The 18307-nt window shown below is 33.6% G+C and carries 17 protein-coding genes; 10 read left to right on the forward strand and 7 right to left on the reverse strand.

Translation table 11 applies throughout. The annotated features are described in order from the left end of the window. Nucleotides 1-153: 153 nt before the first annotated feature. The 5 genes from GJV76_RS09830 (at nt 154) to GJV76_RS09850 (ending at nt 4951) form a co-directional block, all read left to right on the forward strand. A complete protein-coding gene (locus GJV76_RS09830; RefSeq protein ID WP_155092443.1) occupies nt 154-1350 on the forward strand; it encodes an aspartyl protease family protein in 1197 nt (398 codons plus the stop codon). Between the two features lie 143 nt (nt 1351-1493). Next, on the forward strand, nt 1494-2090 hold the full coding sequence (locus GJV76_RS09835; protein WP_155092444.1) for a YceI family protein: 597 nt from the start codon (nt 1494-1496) through the stop codon (nt 2088-2090). 96 nt (nt 2091-2186) lie between these two features. Then, a complete protein-coding gene (gene prfA / locus GJV76_RS09840) occupies nt 2187-3260 on the forward strand; it encodes a peptide chain release factor 1 (protein ID WP_155092445.1) in 1074 nt (357 codons plus the stop codon). Nucleotides 3261-3332: 72 nt separating this feature from the next. After that, a complete protein-coding gene (pyrF, locus tag GJV76_RS09845; RefSeq protein WP_155092446.1) occupies nt 3333-4154 on the forward strand; it encodes an orotidine-5'-phosphate decarboxylase in 822 nt (273 codons plus the stop codon). Then, nucleotides 4151-4951, forward strand: coding sequence for an ABC transporter substrate-binding protein (locus GJV76_RS09850; RefSeq protein ID WP_155092447.1), 801 nt, complete (start codon nt 4151-4153; stop codon nt 4949-4951). The genes pyrF and GJV76_RS09850 overlap by 4 nt, the downstream gene beginning before the upstream one ends. Before the next feature lie 160 nt (nt 4952-5111). Here the strand turns inward: GJV76_RS09850 and GJV76_RS09855 are convergent, their stop codons facing one another. Both GJV76_RS09855 and GJV76_RS09860 read right to left on the reverse strand, forming a co-directional pair. Beyond that, nucleotides 5112-5930 (reverse strand): DUF4197 domain-containing protein, encoded by an 819-nt coding sequence (locus GJV76_RS09855; RefSeq protein WP_155092448.1) that lies wholly within the window; start codon nt 5928-5930, stop codon nt 5112-5114. A gap of 35 nt (nt 5931-5965) precedes the next feature. Further along, nucleotides 5966-6496, reverse strand: a complete 531-nt coding sequence (locus GJV76_RS09860) for a DUF7935 family protein (RefSeq protein WP_155092449.1) — start codon at nt 6494-6496, stop codon at nt 5966-5968. 120 nt (nt 6497-6616) lie between these two features. On the opposite strand from GJV76_RS09860, the gene GJV76_RS09865 reads away from it, so the two are divergent. From GJV76_RS09865 to sucC, 3 genes are all read left to right on the forward strand, one after another. Beyond that, a complete protein-coding gene (locus GJV76_RS09865) occupies nt 6617-8950 on the forward strand; it encodes an ATP-dependent helicase (RefSeq protein ID WP_155092450.1) in 2334 nt (777 codons plus the stop codon). 16 nt (nt 8951-8966) lie between these two features. Beyond that, nucleotides 8967-9587, forward strand: a complete 621-nt coding sequence (locus GJV76_RS09870) for an L-threonylcarbamoyladenylate synthase (RefSeq protein WP_155092451.1) — start codon at nt 8967-8969, stop codon at nt 9585-9587. A 150-nt stretch (nt 9588-9737) separates the two neighbouring features. Beyond that, nucleotides 9738-10931: an ADP-forming succinate--CoA ligase subunit beta gene (gene sucC / locus GJV76_RS09875; RefSeq protein ID WP_155092452.1), complete on the forward strand. Its 1194-nt coding sequence runs from the start codon at nt 9738-9740 to the stop codon at nt 10929-10931. A 101-nt stretch (nt 10932-11032) separates the two neighbouring features. Here sucC and GJV76_RS09880 read toward each other — a convergent pair whose 3' ends face one another. The 3 genes from GJV76_RS09880 to GJV76_RS09890 form a co-directional block, all read right to left on the reverse strand. Then, on the reverse strand, nt 11033-11455 hold the full coding sequence (locus tag GJV76_RS09880) for a DUF1456 family protein (RefSeq protein WP_155092453.1): 423 nt from the start codon (nt 11453-11455) through the stop codon (nt 11033-11035). Nucleotides 11456-11488: 33 nt separating this feature from the next. Beyond that, on the reverse strand, nt 11489-13474 hold the full coding sequence (gene uvrB, locus GJV76_RS09885) for an excinuclease ABC subunit UvrB (protein ID WP_155092454.1): 1986 nt from the start codon (nt 13472-13474) through the stop codon (nt 11489-11491). A 103-nt stretch (nt 13475-13577) separates the two neighbouring features. Next, nucleotides 13578-14810 carry an OmpA family protein gene (locus GJV76_RS09890; protein WP_155092455.1) on the reverse strand — a complete coding sequence of 411 codons (1233 nt, stop codon included), beginning with the start codon at nt 14808-14810 and terminating at the stop codon, nt 13578-13580. 167 nt (nt 14811-14977) lie between these two features. Between GJV76_RS09890 and GJV76_RS09895 the strand changes: the two genes are divergently transcribed. Continuing rightward, the gene (locus tag GJV76_RS09895) at nt 14978-15400 is read left to right on the forward strand and encodes an NUDIX domain-containing protein (RefSeq protein ID WP_155092456.1); all 423 of its coding nucleotides are present in this window, start codon (nt 14978-14980) and stop codon (nt 15398-15400) included. Nucleotides 15401-15506: 106 nt separating this feature from the next. On the opposite strand, the gene GJV76_RS09900 is transcribed toward GJV76_RS09895, so the two are convergent. Further along, a complete protein-coding gene (locus GJV76_RS09900) occupies nt 15507-15785 on the reverse strand; it encodes a DUF3817 domain-containing protein (RefSeq protein ID WP_155092457.1) in 279 nt (92 codons plus the stop codon). Between the two features lie 114 nt (nt 15786-15899). Further along, nucleotides 15900-16274 carry a hypothetical protein gene (locus tag GJV76_RS09905; protein ID WP_258204423.1) on the reverse strand — a complete coding sequence of 125 codons (375 nt, stop codon included), beginning with the start codon at nt 16272-16274 and terminating at the stop codon, nt 15900-15902. A gap of 789 nt (nt 16275-17063) precedes the next feature. On the opposite strand from GJV76_RS09905, the gene GJV76_RS09910 reads away from it, so the two are divergent. Further along, on the forward strand, nt 17064-17774 hold the full coding sequence (locus GJV76_RS09910; RefSeq protein ID WP_155092458.1) for a hypothetical protein: 711 nt from the start codon (nt 17064-17066) through the stop codon (nt 17772-17774). Nucleotides 17775-18307 lie beyond the last annotated feature (533 nt).

Genomic DNA, 18307 nt, shown 5'->3' on the forward strand with positions numbered 1-18307 from the left:
TAGCAGAATAGTTATATAAAAAGGAACTTCATTTATGAAGTTCCTTTTTTTGTTTTATAGGTAAATTAACGTAATATCTTGGTTATCTATATTTATTTTTGTTAAAAATGCCAATAGGTTACTTATCTTTGCGCTTTAAAGTTATGATTAGGTATGAAAAATATTTTGGGAAAATTATTTGGGGTGTTTGTCCTGTTAAGTGTTGTAAACTCGATTGGACAAGAAGTTAAATTGCCGTTTATATTATCCAAAGACGACACTTCTATATTTTTAAAATTGCCCTTTGACAATCAAATTGATAGTTTGTTGTTTTTCTTTGATACAGGTGCGGGAATTGCCATGGTAGATTCAACTGTTGCTCGCGAAAGGGGATTTGAAATTAATAGTAGTATTAATGTAAGTGGAGCTGGAGGAAAGAAAAGTTATGATATGATGAAGGGGTATCAGTTACAGTTAGGTAACAATGTCGCTATAGATAATGTGTCTATTGTTCTTGATGATCTTTCGAGGTTAACAGCACTGTATGAAAAGAAATTTGACGGAATTATTGGGGCTACTATTTTAGATAGGTATCTAACTAAAATTGACTTTGGTACGCAGACGATGAGTTTATATGAATTTGGTACCGCTTTAGACTATAGCGCTTATCAGAAATTACCTATTGAATTTTACGGTGGGAATATACCTAAACTACCCATTGTTTTCGAACTTTCAAATGGAGATAAATTTGAAGGTGATATTCTATTTGACAGTGGGGCAGGAGTGACACTTATCGTGAATAGACCTTATAAAGAACAACATCAGCTGTATGACAAGTTAGAACAGAAGATTACTTATACAGGTAACAATCTTAGTAATAAGACATTTTACGAGAAAGGAATAATTAAGAATATCCAATTAGGAGATTATAAAATAGAAAAAAGCGATATGGCAATTTCCTTATCGTCAGATGAAGCAGGTGTAAGTGCTGCAGAGGGAATCGTCGGTATAATGGGGAGTGAGATTATCCACAGGTTTGACTTGATTCTCGACTATAATTCTAAGGTGATTTACATCAAGCCAAATCAGTTGTTTAGTAAGGAGTTTAAGCCATTGATAAACCCAATCTCTTTTAAATATAGTAGCGATAGAAGTCAAATTATGATTGCCAGTATTATAGAGACTACTGATGCCTATAAAAAGGGGTTAAGAGAAGGGGATATAATATTAGCCATTGATGGTTTTACTTCGAATGATTTTTCGGATTACGAAAAGATATTGAGAAAAGAGAACACAAAGGTGAAGGTTAAATACATCGATTCAAATGGAAAAGTAAAGACAGTTAAGCTTTCTTTGACAAGAATACTTTAATAGCCTTTACAATAGATAAAGGTGAGTTTTTTAGCTCTATTCCTTTATAAATTTTGTCTAATAGAAAAAATTAATGTTTAATTAAGAATTAAATGTACTGATTTTAGTATTTTAGACGTTATAAAAATTAAAACTCAGTTAAAATGAAAAAATCACTTCTTGCTATAGCATTAGTAGCAGCTTTTGCTACTTCATGTGGAGAGAAAAAACAAGACACAAAAGACGTTCAAGATAATGCTAAAACAGAACAAGTAGCTGAAGCTAACTATACGTATGGATTAGAATGGACAGCATTTAAAACACCAGGTAAAGTTGGAGTAAAAGGGCAGTTCAAAGACATTAAGTTAATTGATGCAAACGCAAGTGCTGCTACTGTTACAGAGGGATTAAGCGATGCAAAATTCGTAGTTGTAACATCGTCTGTTTTTACTAATGACGCAGGTAGAGATGAGAAGTTGAAAATGGAGTTCTTTGCAAAAATGCTTGGAAATATCAATGGTTATTTTGGAGAGTTTAAAGATGGTAAGGTTGTTGTAAATATTACAATGAACGGTATCAGCAAAGAGAAAGAATTCTCTTATGAGGAGAAAGATGGTGTGTTGAAACTAAACGGAGCTATTGATATTTTAGCTGATTTCTCTGCAAATACAGCATTTGACAGTTTACATGAAGCATGTAAAGATCTACATGAAGGTAAGACATGGTCTGATGTTGAGCTTTCTATAGAGATTAAAAAATAATTTTACATATATTTGGTAAAAAGCGAGAGGGATAGTGAATTATCCCTCTTTTTTTTTAACTTTGCATTCCAAATTAATTATCTGTATTTTAAAGATATGATAGATAGATTACAAATTATAAAGCAACGTTTTGATGAGGTTTCTGATTTGATTATTCAACCAGATGTAATTGCTGATCAAAAACGTTACGTGCAACTAAATAAGGAATATAAAGATTTAAAACAGCTTGTGGAAAAACGAGCTGAGTATTTAACTCTGAAAGGAAATATTGATGAAGCTAATGAGATCATTGCAGACGGAAGTGATGCGGAGATGGTTGATATGGCAAAAATGCAACTGGAAGAGGCAAAAGAAAGATTACCTGAATTAGAAGAGGAGATTAAGTTTTTATTGATACCTAAAGATCCTGAGGATGCTAAGAACGTAATGGTTGAGGTGAGAGCAGGTACGGGAGGTGATGAAGCGAGTATCTTTGCAGGAGATTTATTTAGAATGTACACTAAATATTGTGAATCAAGAGGGTGGAGAACATCTGTAGTTGATGTAAACGAAGGAACTTCAGGAGGATACAAAGAGGTGATTTTTGAGGTAACAGGAGAAGATGTTTATGGAACCTTAAAATTTGAAGCAGGTGTACACCGAGTTCAGCGTGTTCCTCAAACAGAGACTCAAGGACGTGTTCATACATCTGCAGCAACTGTTATGGTACTGCCAGAAGCAGAAGAATTTGATGTTCAAATTGACATGAATGATGTCCGTATTGATTTATTCTGTTCATCAGGACCTGGAGGACAGTCTGTAAATACAACTAAATCAGCTGTGCGTATGACGCACATCCCAACAGGTTTGGTTGCTCAATGTCAGGATGAAAAATCACAACATAAGAACAAGGACAAAGCTTTATCTGTATTGCGTTCTCGTTTATATGAAATGGAGTTAGCGAAGAAACAAGAGGAAGATGCTAAAAAGCGTAACTCTCAAGTAAGTAGTGGAGATAGATCTGCTAAGATTCGCACCTATAATTACCCACAAGGTCGTGTGACTGATCATAGAATTGGATTGACACTTTATGATCTTGACGGTGTAATGAACGGAAACATTCAAAAAATCATTGATGAACTACAATTAGTTAGCAATACTGAAAAGCTGAAAGAAAGCGATGTATTCTAATTTAAGTTTATGATATTTCAAAACCACACTTACCTTTGTAGAGTGTGGTTTTTTTTAAACTATACTTTTATAATGACAACACAACAATTACTTGAGCAAATAAAAAAGAAGAATTCTTTTTTATGTATTGGTTTAGATGTAGATATGACTAAAATTCCTTCTTTCTTGTTGAAAGAGGAAGATCCTATCTTTAGCTTTAATAAAGCTATAATTGATGCAACACACGATGTTGCCGTTGCCTATAAACCTAATATTGCCTTCTATGAGGCGTATGGTATTAAAGGATGGGAATCACTAAAGAAAACAATCGATTATATTAATCAAAATTACCCAGAGCTGTACACTATTGCAGATGCGAAAAGGGGAGACATTGGAAATACTGCCACTATGTATGCAAAAGCCTTTTTTGAAGATATGGAGTTTGACAGTGTTACAGTAGCTCCTTATATGGGTAAGGATTCTGTTGAGCCATTTCTAACTTTTGAGAATAAGCATACTATTTTATTAGCTTTGACTTCTAATGAAGGTGCTTTTGATTTTCAAACTCAACTTATCGAAGGTAAACCACTTTATCAAAAAGTAATAGAGAAATCACAGACTTATAACAATGCGGATAATCTGATGTATGTTGTGGGAGCTACAAAGGCGGAGTATTTTAAAGAAATCAGAAATATAGTACCTCATAGCTTTTTATTAGTACCTGGAGTGGGGGCACAAGGTGGAAGTTTGCAAGATGTGTGTCAATATGGGTTAAATGATCAGGTTGGTTTGTTAATAAATTCCTCAAGAGGGATTATCTTTGCATCTAATAAAGAAGATTTTGCAGAGAAAGCGCGTGAACAAGCGTTGCTATTGCAAAGAGAAATGAGTGATATTTTAAAAGAAAGGTTATGATTGCAATGAAAGATCAGGTTGGACAGGAACATCGTTTTGAAACACTTCCAAAACGCATTGTTTCGTTGGTTCCTTCACAAACGGAAACATTATTTGACTTAGGTTTAGAAGATGAAATAGTTGGTATTACAAAGTTTTGTGTACATCCATATCACCTAAAGGCTACTAAGACAAAAGTAGGGGGTACGAAGAAAGTACACCTTGAGAAAATAAAGTTGTTACAGCCTGATATCATTATAGCAAATAAAGAAGAGAATACACTTGAAATAGTTGAGAGCTTGAAGGGGATTTGTCCTGTATGGGTAACCGATGTGGTTACTTTGGACGATAATATCCAAATGATTGAAGACTTTGGGAATCTATTTAATAAAAGAACGGAGGCGAGAAAATGGATTGATAAATTAAATTTCGCTCAGAGGGATTTTATGGATTTTGTAAAGGATAAGAATTCTTATAAGGCGGCTTATTTTATTTGGAGAGAGCCTTTTATGGTTGCTGGACGAGATACGTTTATAAACGAGTTATTAAAGTTGAATAAGTTTGTGAATGTATATGAGAATAGGGAAGAAAGGTATCCTGAAATAGAATTAAAAAAGATACGAATTCAAGGAGATCCCGAAGTAGTGTTTTTGTCATCAGAACCTTTTCCTTTTACAGAAGAACATGCTTTTGAAATAGGTAGGTTTACTCATCATGGAAAAACTGTCTTTGTCGATGGTGAAATGTTCTCATGGTATGGCACACATTTGTATAAAGCATTTGATTACTTCAAACAAATACACGAAAGGTTGTCGTGATAATAAAAAATAAAAACCGAGTAGAGGCCTATTTCTACTCGGTTTTTTATTAACTAACCCTAACTTTATGAAATCAATCATATAATGATACAAATGTCTAAAAAAAATCGGACTTAATCAGTTAAATGAATGTTATAATAATGTTATGAGTGTGTTTTGTTTAAAAAATTCCGATTTTATCAAAAATACTTTGCTTTTTTTGATCTTTATCTTTTTTATTCTTAGAGGAATTATCTGAAGTGTTTTTATTCGATGTATTTGTTGTGTTATCTTGAATTGAGAATACATCTTGAAGTAATTTATTTGATCTCGAACCTCCTATATTCTCTCTGATTTTATCTTCTTCAACAGCAATCATAGTAAACACACCAGCCATAGTTTGATTTGTAACGTAATCTGTTAGGTTGGTATTGATTTGCGAGACAAGTGGTAGTTCGTTATAAGTAGAGAAGATCTTTTCCCATACTTTATCAGCACCTACACTTGAGAGTGATTTTTCGATTACAGGAGAAAACTTTGAGTATAAAGCTTTAGTAGTACTTTCTTTTAGATAATTCGTTGCAGAGCCTTTTCCTCCAAGAAGGATATTCTTTGCATCGTTAAAAGTAATGTTCTTTACAGCGTCTACAAATATGGGTGTAGCTTCTTTCACGGCATCTTCTGCTGCGCGATTGATTAGCATTAATCCTTGGTCAGCCAAGTTACCTAAACCTAATTTTCTTAGCGTTTGGTCTACTTTCTGTACTTCTTCAGGTAGTAAAATTTTTACTAATTCGTTTTTGTAAAAACCATCTTTTTCAGTTAGTTTACTAACTTGTTGTTCAATCCCTTTATCTAAAGCTTCTTTTAATCCTTTTGCTACTTTATCTTGACTGATATTGCCAATAATGTCTGTTACTTTTTGGGCATAAGCATTCTCTGTAAGGGTAGAGCTTAAAAAAAGTGCCAAAGTGCTTAGGATAATGATGTTTTTCTTCATAGTAGATTTTTTATGTTTTATATAGTGTTTATTTTTTATAAGTATTGCTTAGCTTCTGTTTTGATTGCGGTTAAACAAATAGAAGTACTGTTAGCCATAGTTTGACTTTCCTTTATTAATAAATGTTGTAAATTCAATGGATTGTCAATATTATGTAGGTTTGAAGAACGCTGTATCAAGCTGACAATTGCATTTTTGTGTTGGGTAAGCAAAGTCCACAGTTCTTCAGAAACATATACTTGTTGTGAAATATTATACTCGTATTCTTGTGTAATGTGTTGTATCAGTGCTAAGCTATACAAAGCTTTGTCATCTGTTTGCAATTGTATTCTCAATAGTAATTTTTGCAAATCAATTCTCTCAATAAAAATAGTTAATCTCTCATAAGCTTGTAATCGCAAAGCTATTGTATCAATTGTCTTGTTGTTTTGTAGGGAATCGATGATGTATTTATCTCTTTGACTTTGTCTTTTCAGAATGGCGTCAAAATAAACATAAGATAATGCGGCAACAACCAAAGCAGGAATAGTGTAACTAATTAATTCAAGTAAAAAAGTTAAGTTCATAATGCGAAATTTTTACAAAAATAAACAATATAATACTTGGGCATAAACTTTTTTATGTATTCAAAAAACTTGTTATAAAGGGAGAGTAATTGTATTTTTGGCTTTTTATGAAAAAAGGATATGCAAAATTATATTGATCAGTTAAATGAAGCACAAAGGGCGCCTGTTTTACAAAAAGAGGGGCCGATGATAGTGATTGCTGGTGCAGGTTCAGGAAAAACAAGAGTATTGACTTTGCGTATAGCATACTTGATGCATCAAGGTGTAGATGCATTTAACATTCTCGCGCTAACTTTTACCAATAAAGCAGCACGAGAAATGAAAGCGAGGATTTCACAAATCGTAGGGAGTACAGAAGCAAAGAATTTGTGGATGGGTACTTTCCACTCGGTATTTGCGAGAATTTTGAGAAGTGAAGCTGATCGATTGGGTTATCCAAGTAACTTTTCTATTTACGATTCTCAAGATAGTCAACGCTTGATCGGGCAAATAATCAAGGAAATGCAGCTTGACAAAGATGTATATAAACCAAAGGAAATTCTCAGTAGAATTTCGTCGTATAAAAACAGTTTAGTTACAGTTAAAGATTATTTTGCAAATCCTGAGCTTCTGGAAGCGGATGCTATGAGTAAACGTCCGAGAATCGGTGATATTTACCAAAACTACGTTGATAGGTGTTTTAAAGCGGGAGCTATGGACTTCGATGACTTATTGTTAAAGACAAATGAGCTGTTGAATATGTTTCCAGATGTGTTGGCTAAGTATCAAGATCGCTTTAGATATATTTTGGTAGACGAGTATCAAGATACAAATCACTCACAATATTTGATTGTTAGGGCTTTGTCTGATCGATTTCAGAATATTTGTGTTGTTGGTGATGATGCACAGAGTATTTACGCCTTTAGGGGAGCAAATATTAATAATATATTGAATTTCCAAAAAGACTACGAGGGGGTTCAAACGTATCGATTAGAGCAAAATTATCGTTCTTCACGCAATATTGTTGAAGCGGCAAATACTGTAATTGATAAAAACAGAGTTAAACTTGAAAAGGTTGTTTGGACAGCAAATGATTTCGGACCGAAGATTAAAGTGCACCGCTCTTTAACCGATGGTGAAGAAGGGCGATTTGTAGCCTCAACGATTTTTGAGGAGAAAATGCAAGGGCAAAAAAACAACAGTGATTTTGCTATATTGTATAGAACCAATGCACAATCTCGTGCGATGGAAGATGCTTTGCGTAAAAAAGACATTCCTTATCGAATTTATGGAGGTTTATCTTTTTATCAGCGAAAAGAGATTAAAGATGTACTTAGTTATTTGCGTTTGATCATTAATCCAAAAGATGAAGAGGCATTAGTTCGCGTAATTAACTATCCTGCTCGAGGAATTGGAGCTACGACACTGGATAAACTTACTATTGCTGCAAATCACTACAAGAGATCTATTTTTGAAGTTATGGAACATATCGATAAGATTGATCTTAAGATAACTGCAGGAACAAGAGGTAAATTATCTGACTTTGTCAACATGGTTAAAGCATTTCAAGCACAAGAACAGACGATGGATGCTTATCAATTGACTGAACATGTAGTAAAGAAAACGGGACTTGTTCAGGAATTGAGAAAAGATACTACTCCAGAGGGAATTACAAGAATGGAGAATATTGAGGAGTTGTTAAATGGTATCAAAGATTTCATTGAAGGTCAAAAAGAGATTGATGGAGCAAGAGGTGCTTTAGGGGAGTTCTTGGAGGATGTTGCTTTGGCTACGGATTTAGATAAAGACAATGGAGATGATGATAGAGTAGCGCTTATGACTATTCACTTGGCAAAAGGGTTAGAATTTCCTACGGTATTTTGCGTGGGAATGGAGGAAGATTTATTCCCAAGTGCAATGAGTAAAAGTACAAGAGCAGAATTAGAAGAAGAAAGAAGGTTGTTCTATGTGGCATTGACAAGGGCCGAACATCAAGCTTATTTGACTTATGCGCAATCTCGTTACCGTTGGGGTAAATTGGTAGATAGTGATCCTTCTTGTTTTATTGATGAGATTGATGATCAGTACTTAGAGTACTTAACTCCTGTTGAGACTAATTATCGATATAAGCCTATGATGAATACTGATATTTTTGGAGATGCGGATAAGAGTAAGCTGCGATTAAAAAAACCAGTAGGAGGAACTCCTCCAGCTTATATTACGGAGAATGAAGAACCAAAAGTTGATAGAAATATTAGAAGGTTAAAGCCAATTGACAGTAGTAAGAAGGAGGTGAGTAATGTGAATAATGGAGATTTGGCAGTAGGGAATATGGTCATGCATGAGCGTTTTGGTAAGGGAGAAATTTTAAACTTAGAAGGTGTAGGAGCAGATCGAAAAGCTGAGATTAGATTTGATGTAGGAGGAATTAAAAAACTACTGTTGAGATTTGCTAAGCTACGTGTATTATCGTAAATTGTAATAAAAAGTTATGGCACAGTTTATAAAGATATATCCAGATAATCCTAATGAAAAAGAAATAGACAAGGTCGTGAAAATCCTTCGAGATGGAGGCCTTGTTATCTATCCTACCGATACGGTTTATGGGTTAGGGTGTGATATTACCAATACAAAGGCTTTAGAAAGGATCGCAAAGATAAAAGGAGTGAAGTTAGAGAAAGCAAACTTTTCTTTTATCTGTTATGACCTAAGTAATATATCTGATTATGTAAAGCAAATAGATACTTCTACTTTTAAAATTCTTAAGAAAGCCCTGCCTGGGCCTTATACATTTATTCTTCCGGGAAATAATGATTTGCCTAAAGAGTTTAAAAAGAAAAAGACAGTAGGTATTCGCGTACCTGATAATAATATTGCAAGGGATATAGTTAAGCGATTGGGAAATCCTATTGTATCAACGTCAATTTATGACGAAGATGAAGTACTTGAGTATACAACTGATCCAGAACTTATTTTCGAAAAATGGCAAAATCTTGTTGATGTAGTTATTGATGGAGGTTATGGAGATAATACAGCGTCTACAGTAATAGACTTATCTGGCTACGAACCAGAGGTTATCCGCCAGGGAAAAGGAGAAATTGATATATTATAATCAACAAAAAATTAGAATTAATTAATAAAATAGATAAAACAAGGTTAAATAGACTGTAAAATATGACAGTTCCCTATTTTAAATTAGGGGAATTCAAACTGAATTGTTATTTTTGTATCTGTTTATTTAAAAAGCTAAACGTATCACACTATGAATTTACATGAATTTCAAGGTAAAGAAATATTAGCTAGCTACGGTGTAAGAGTACAACGTGGATTAGTGGCTAACAACGCAGAAGAGGCAGTTGAAAAAGCTAAACAACTTACAGAAGAAACTGGTACAAGTTGGTATGTAATTAAAGCTCAAATCCACGCAGGAGGAAGAGGTAAAGGAGGAGGAGTTAAGTTGGCTAAAAACTTAGACGAAGTAAAAGAAATCGCTGGTAAGATTATCGGTATGGATTTAATTACTCCACAAACTCCACCAGAGGGTAAAAGAGTTAATCGTGTTTTAGTAGCTGAAGATGTTTACTATCCAGGTGAAAGCGAAACAAGTGAATTCTATATGTCTGTATTACTTGATAGAGCTAAAGGACGTAATATGATTATGTACTCTACTGAAGGAGGTATGGATATCGAAGAAGTAGCTGAGAAAACTCCACATTTAATCTTTAAAGAAGAAATTGATCCTGCTGTAGGATTACAAGGATTCCAAGCAAGAAGAATTGCTTTTAACTTAGGGTTATCTGGTAATGCTTTTAAAGAGATGGTTAAATTCGTAGATGCTTTATATAGAGCTTACATTGGAAGTGATTCTTCAATGTTCGAAATTAACCCAGTATTGAAAACATCAGATGATAAAATCTTAGCTGTTGATGCTAAAGTTACTTTAGATGACAATGCATTATACAGACAGAAAACTTATGCAGAGTATAGAGATATTACAGAAGAAAGACCTATCGAAGTTGAGGCTAAAGAAGCAGGGTTAAACTATGTTGATTTAGATGGTACTGTAGGTTGTATGGTTAATGGTGCTGGATTAGCAATGGCTACAATGGACTTAATTAAGTATGCTGGTTTTGAACCTGCAAACTTCTTAGACGTAGGTGGTACAGCTGATGCAAAACGTGTTGAAACTGCTTTCCGTATTATCTTAAAAGATCCAAACGTAAAAGCTATCTTAATCAATATCTTTGGTGGTATCGTTCGTTGTGACCGTGTTGCTCAAGGTGTTGTTGATGCTTACAAAAACATGGGTGACGATATTAAAGTGCCTATTATTGTACGTTTACAAGGAACAAATGCTGAATTGGCAAAAGAATTAATTGACAAATCAGGTATGCCTATTTTATCAGCTGTTGCTTTCCAAGAAGCTGCAGATCAAGTTAAAGTTGCATTATCTTAATTGATTTACATACACAAAATAAAAAAGAGCTATCAATATTGATAGCTCTTTTTTTTGCTTTCTACTAATGTAATTAGCGGGTCTAAAAAAAAAGAGATTACTTAATCTCTTTTTTGTTTTCCATTATTAAACTTGAATCCTGAAAGCGGTGTTTTAGGATTGTTCTTCTTACTTGAATTTGTAGTTTTAGGTCTTGACTTAGACTTATTGTCTTTATCTTCTTTTGAGTTGACAGTAGTACTTTTTTTATCTTTAGTAAAAGTTTTTTTATGTCCTTCTAAAACTTCTTTTGGATTCTTAGGGTTTTCCTTCGTACCTCTAAGGTGGATTACTAATCCATTAAGGAAATTACGCAAGATTTGATCACCACATTCTACATATTTAGGATGTTCATCATTTCTAAAGAAATTGCCTATTTCTCCTTTAGATATTCTAAAGTCAACTAATTCTAAAATCTCTACTATTTGATCATCGCGCAATTGCAATGCGACTCTCAGCTTTTTTAATATATCGTTATTGTTCATTCTCTCTGATTTTTGCAAAGGTAAGTAAAATATTTACAGTTTGTCTTTTAAAGCTTTTATTTCATCTCTTAAACGAGCAGCATTTATAAAGTCAAGATCTTTCGCAGCCTTTTCCATTTCCTTTCTTTTCTCTCTAATCATTTTTTCTATATCTGCTTTTGACTTGTATTTTATTTCATTTTCTGCAGCTTTTTGCAAGATAGCTTGTTGGTTTTCTTCATAAGTAGGTTTTAGTAAATCACTTCCAATCTTCTTGTGAATAGCCTGAGGAGTTATCTTATTTTTGGTGTTGTACTCAATTTGTTTGCTTCGGCGATAATTTGTTTCGTCAATAGTTTTCTGCATGCTATCGGTAATTTTGTCTGCATACATGATTGCTTTTCCATGAACGTTTCGGGCTGCTCTACCAACTGTTTGAGTAAGTGACCTGTGACTTCTTAGGAACCCTTCTTTGTCCGCATCCAAAATAGCTACAAGGGAAACTTCAGGTAAGTCTAATCCCTCTCTAAGCAAGTTCACTCCGATTAGTACATCAAATAATCCTTTTCTCAGATCTTGCATGATTTCAACTCTTTCAAGGGTGTCAATATCTGAGTGTACATATCTACATCTAACACCAACTTTGGTAAAGTATTTAGCAAGTTCCTCTGCCATTCTTTTGGTTAGTGTAGTAACAAGAATTCTTTCGTCTACTTCAACTCTCTCTTGTATTTCGTTGATTAGATCATCAATTTGATTTTCGGTTGGTCGTACTTCTATAATAGGGTCTAGAAGGCCTGTCGGTCTAATCAATTGCTCTACATATATACCTTCTGATTTTTGTAATTCGTAATCTGCAGGAGTGGCCGAAACATATACGACTTGATTCTGCATAGCCTCAAACTCCTCAAATTTTAAAGGTCTGTTATCTAAAGCTGCTGGTAATCTAAAACCGTATTCTACCAAGTTTTCTTTTCTTGATCTATCGCCTCCATACATTGCGTGTACTTGTGAAACTGTTACGTGACTTTCGTCAATAACCATCAAGTAATCTTTTGGAAAATAATCTAATAAGCAGAAAGGGCGAGTCCCAGGGTCTCTGCCATCCAGGTATCTTGAGTAATTTTCTATACCAGAACAATAGCCTAATTCGCGTATCATTTCAAGGTCGAAATTCGTTCTTTCTTCCAGCCTTTTTGCTTCGAGGTGTTTTCCAATTTCTTTGAAATACTCTACTTGTTTTACCATATCTTGTTGTATTTCCCAAATGGCTTTTTGTAGTACATCGGGAGAAGTAACAAACATATTTGCGGGATAGATGGTCAGTTGTGTGTATTTTTCAATTACTTGAGAAGTGTTCTTATCAAATACTTCAATATCTTCAATCTCATCGCCAAAAAAGTGAATTCGGAAAGGATCGTCTGCATAACTTGGAAATATTTCGACAGTGTCTCCTTTGATTCTAAAGTTTCCTGGTGTAAAATCAGCTTCTGTTCTTGAATATAGACTTTGAACTAATTTATGTAATAGTTTAGTTCTACTTATCTGCTGATCTAATTCTAAAGAAATAACATTCTTTTGAAATTCTGTAGGATTTCCTATACCATAAAGACACGATACTGATGCGACTACCAATATATCTCTGCGTCCTGATAAAAGGGCAGAGGTGGTGCTTAGACGCATTTTCTCCAATTCCTCGTTTATTGATAAGTCTTTCTCTATATATTGTCCTGTAACAGGTATAAATGCTTCTGGTTGATAGTAATCATAGTAAGAGACAAAGTATTCCACTGCATTATTAGGAAAAAAGCTTTTGAACTCTGAATACAATTGTGCTGCAAGTGTTTTATTGTGCGCAAGTACAAGAGTAGGGCGTTGTACTTCTTGGATAACATTGGCTACTGTGAATGTTTTACCTGAACCAGTCACTCCGACTAAAGTCTGATATTTTTCATCGTCAAGTATTCCTTTACTTAGCTTTTGTATTGCTTGGGGTTGATCTCCAGTAGGGTTGTAATCTGATTTAACTTCAAACTTCATATTCAAACGGTATAATAGAATATGCAAAGTTAGTTAATATAAAGCAAAAAAGCGCAAGAGTTACCTTGCGCTTTCTATATAAAAACAGAATGTTTTAATTTAATTAGTTGATTTTGAAAACAACTTTTCTTGCAATCTTACGAGCTGCAGCTGAATCTTTAGAAACAGCGTCATCGATTCCGTTTCCTTTAGCAGAAACTTTAGAAGCGCTAACTCCAGATTTTACAATGATATCTTTAACAGCGTTTGCACGTCTTTCAGATAATTTATTGTTGTAATCTTTGTTACCTACTGCATCAGCATATCCGATAACTTCAACAGAAGCAGATGGATTGTTTCTTAAGTAGTTAACGATAAAGTTGATTCCGTCAACAGTTGTTGGTTGAGCTTTATCAAAGTCAAAGTAAGCAGCAACATATCCTTTGTTTACTAATTCTTTGATCATTGCAGCGTCATCAGCACTAACTCCTTTGTTTAAATCACCATATTTCTCATCGATAAATTTCTCAATGTTATCAGCGATACCATTGTTGTTAGAATCGATACTTCTTCCTTTAGAATCAACTAAAGTGTTTGCAGGTGTATTAGGTTCTAAATCTAAATAATCTGGCACACCGTCATTGTCAGTGTCTTTAAGATCATTCTCGATTTTAGTTAATCTGTTAGTTAACTCAGCAATAACTTCGTTTTCTTTAGCAGCTTCAGCATACCAGTCAGCATGTTGAGCGTGTTTTCCAAGATAAACAGAAACCCCAACAGTTGCGTTGAACATAGTTCCTTGGAATACAGATCTATTAGTTGCAGTTACACCGTCCCAGTTATTGTTTTGTTGTAAACTTTGAATAACAGTAAAGTCAGCGTTTAAAGCGATTCTACGGTGAACTTTAATTTGTCCAGTTAAACCAGCCATTAAGTGTCCCATGTTATCAGTTCCACTGAATTTGTCTCCATTCATCCAAGAGTATCCCCCCCCTGCGTGTACTTGTGCATTTAATACACTAGTCCAGCTTTCGAAGTTTAATACTCTACCTAAATTTACAACTCCTTCTAAACTTGTTCTGTAGTGGTTTGTCTCAATGTCAGCCTTGTTAGTCCACTCATTAAGTCTATCGTATCCAAATGATGCTTTAACACCAAATTTGTTGTTGATACTATAACGTACACCTCCATCTAAGTGCATATTTTTAAATGTTTCTCCAGCAAATCCTGGTGAAAGAGTTCTTGCAGGTTTTGCAAAACCACCATTTAAATCAATAGACCATTTGTTATAGTCCTGCGCAGAAGCAGTACCAAATACAAATAGAGAAGCTAATAACGGTAATGTTAATTTTTTCATAGTTATCATTTTAATTTCCTTTAAAAGTAAGATTATTCATTTATCTCACTTTTTACTAATTGCTTTACAAGGCAAATATAATAGAAAGATTTTGATTATCTTTATTTTTTGAAGTTTTTTATAAAAAACACGCAGAAATTGACTAATTAAATTTATTAAAATCATATATGTCTTATATCTCAAAAATATTTGTCACTGTTGACATTGTTTTACTTAAGAAAGAAAATACTGAAGTAAAAGTACTGTTGATTAAAAGAAAAAATGAACCATTTAAAGATAAATGGGCTTTACCTGGAGGATTTGTCGATGAAAATGAAGATTTAATGGTAGCCGCAAAACGCGAATTATTGGAAGAAACTACAATTGACTGTAAAAGTTTAAGTCAATTAGGTGCTTACGGCAAACCATTTAGAGATCCACGCTCGCATGTTGTTAGTGTCGCTTATATAGGTTTAGTAGATACTAAGACGAAGGGAAAGGCTGCAGATGACGCTAAGGAATTAGATTGGTTCTCACTTGACGAATTGCCTGAGCTGGCATTTGATCATGGTGATATCTTACAAGACGCTATTAAAAAAGCCATACTTTAAAGTATGGCTTTTGGTTTTTAGATAAATCACAATTTTGTGTTTGTGATAATTTCGTTATAGTATTTTTCTCAGATTAAATTATTGATTTACATGAGAACTGTTTTTTTTAAGCATTGCTTAGAACTCTTTTTTCCATCACAAATGTTCCAAAAGGAATAATAGATGCTATACAAATTAGGGCATAAGTTTTCATACTCCACTTCTGATCAGATTTTAATACAGTTGCAAAAACAATGTATGCAATAAATAAAACTCCGTGAGCCATTCCTACTTGACTTACTAATTCAGGTTGTTTCCAAATGTACTTTAAAGGCATGGCAATAAACAATAATACCAATAGTGATAGTCCTTCTAATAATGCGATGAATTTGAATGTTTTAAGCATTTTGTGTATATTAATTGTTTGAAAGGCTAAAATAGAATTTTATGGTATATAAATTAAAAAAGGTCTAATTTTTTCCAAATTAGACCTTTTTTATATTTCAAATTGTAGACTTTCTTAGAAAGCTTGAAATCTACTATTATATTCTCTTAAATCTGCAAGATTGTGTTTGTTATCCACATCTTTGAAAAGTGATAATAAGTATTGAAGACTTTCTAAATCTGTTTTTTCTGTCGATTTCGATGCTTCTACTGTACTTTCTTCTCCTTCTTCAATTGGTTCGTCTGATGGAATTGGAATTAAAAAAGCTTGATTGTTTTCAATGTGCTCATAAGTTAATCTCAGTCCTTTTACTAAAACTGGTTTCTCTTCTAATAGAGCAAATTCTCTTAGTTTCTTAAGATCTTCAACAATTGATTCTACAACAAGACCATTAGCGATTAGGTCTGATTGAATTTGCTTGATTAATTTTAAGGCATTAGCGTTTTCCACAGTATAAATCTTTTAATAAAAAATTATTTCGGTGCAAAAGTAATCTTTTTACTTATTAAAAAACGAATAAAACAATGAATTTTTTTGGAATATGTTTTATTCAACCATGTGTACAAGTGTGGACAGGTTACTATTATTGTTCTTGTCCACTCTTTTTGGAGTTGTATTTACCTGTCATTAAAGCCATTCATTTCTTGAGTTTCAAACTAAAGTATATTCTATAGATTATAGTCTAATGGTTGCTAAATTAGGTGTTTTCTAAAGAGCGTTATAAATTTCGCATTGAGTAATTGATTGTTGCGATTTGATTTTTGATTGTATTTAAAATTCTTTTGATAAATGAAAAGTGAGAAGTTGGGGAGCAATCCATAGTGTTATTTGTCGATTCAATGGTCAATACATTCATTGTTTTTTACACGCCATGACCTCTTTTCTTGTTACAGAAACGTTTGTGAACGGATCCCTTATGTTTTAAATTATTTGTGAGTGGTAAATAGTTAGTTACTTAATCATTGTGCAAAATGGAAAATAGAGAAGAATAGCAACTGACAAAAGTAAATTTACTGTTTTTTTTAGTTGTGATAATTGAAGTGCTCGTTTCTACCTGTTATTAAGCTTTCTCTAAGCTATAAAGGGAGAATTATAAATACAATTTTGTTTAGGTATAAACTAAAGTTGCTCCTTGTTTTTTTCTCAATTAAAAAGTGGGATAACTTATATGTTCGTATGGTTGGTTTTTTCGCATACATGCATACTTTTGTGAGTTTATAATAGAAATAGTAAATAGGTATGAAAAGAGAGATTGTGTTTAAAGATAGTGCTTATCCTGAACCACATCAATTAAAGGAGTTTGTTTGGTCCGGACGAATGGATTTGGAAGGTCGTTTGTGGTTTGATTTACATTTGAAAAGCAAGGATTACTATGATTCTGAAGAAAACACAGATGAGGAAGATGACTATGAAGAAGAAGATTTTGATGGACCTTATACAAGCGAATTACACTGGAAATCGAAGATTGTTTGGGATAACTATCATCAGTGTATTTTATCCTCAACCTATTGGTCTGATGAGCAGGGAATCCTGTTAAGTGATGGATCAAAAAAGGTTGATTTATTTGACAAAGATGAGTTTGGTTTTCAACTTGATGTACTGCCATTAGCGGAAGATTTTTATGAGTCCGAGCCAAGCTTTAGTATTTATTTGTTAGGTCATGACCAGTGTGCAAATCACAATATTACGTTTTCTAAACAGCATGACAAGAAATATACAATACATTGGAAAGGTCAGATTGCTTTGACTTATGGTGGTTTTGAAGAATTCGATCATGCGTTTAGCATAGTCGCAGAAAGTATCTCGTTTATTGGTTTTACCTATCCTGAAGATTGGAGTAGAAAAGAAGCTGAGGAAAAATTCAGTAAAGTATTGACTCATTTCGATCAGTTTGAATTTGTGGCAATTGATTCAGCACAAATAAAAAGTAAATTGGTATATAAGGGTTGATCGGATCCGATCAACCTTAGAACATTTTGTAAAGTGTAGAACAATTTTGGTCTTTAACTCAAAAATAGCCATAGGATAGCAAAAGTAGCTTGGACTATCTGTCAAAAGCGACAAAGTCAAGACTGGTAATAGAGCATCTGTCTAAATGATACGCAAAGTCTAACGATTAAGTTCACTTTAAATTGATAACATTTGTTTTACCTCATTGGTCGTGAATTGGTGTAGTAATGCTTGCACTTCCTTGGGGTTTTCTTGCAGTTTGCTTGGGGTTTCCTTGGGAAAACACACCTTTTCGCCTATAAAACTGCAAGGATGCTGCAAGAAAACTGAGTGAAAGACGCAAGAATGTATCGCTTTTTTTGTGGTAAGTGAGTGTATAAGTGCTTCGGAAATTTGATGGATAACGTGGAAGTATTGTAATTAGACTTGTGTGATACATTGGGACAAAGCAGTTTGCAGTTCTAACGGATGTATTCACAATTATTTTAGGGATAAGAAGATTTTTTTCTTTGGGTTGCTTATACTTTTTGTGT

It is taken from the genome of Myroides albus (assembly GCF_009711045.1).
Lineage (GTDB): Bacteria > Bacteroidota > Bacteroidia > Flavobacteriales > Flavobacteriaceae > Flavobacterium > Flavobacterium album_A.